Raw genomic sequence first — 272 nt, forward strand, 5'->3', positions numbered from 1 at the left:
ATTTTACCGAAAAAATAATAAAATGCGAAGAAGAGATTAAAGAGGATGAAAAAGAACTTTTAGAACTTCCTTTAGGAGATGCAAGAAGGGAAAATTATTTTTTTGCCATAGAAGATAGAAAATTTCATAACGCTATGCGTAAATATGCTCGTGGTGATGATATAAAATTAGTTAAAAAAGATTTAGAAGAAGTTATATCAATAATACAAAAAAAACGTTTAGAATTTGGATTTAATATTAGTTGGCTTAAGGGAAAGGTTATTGAACTTTGT

1 protein-coding gene is annotated in these 272 nt (G+C 26.8%); it reads left to right on the forward strand.

Annotation, left to right across the window (positions count from 1 at the left end):
• A partial coding sequence (locus tag H2279_RS08835) for a hypothetical protein (protein WP_337196306.1) occupies positions 1-272 on the forward strand: 272 nt, incomplete at both ends.

The sequence above is a fragment of the Campylobacter sp. B0100352/1 genome (assembly GCF_020135855.1).
GTDB classification, from domain to species: Bacteria; Campylobacterota; Campylobacteria; order Campylobacterales; family Campylobacteraceae; genus Campylobacter_D; species Campylobacter_D taeniopygiae.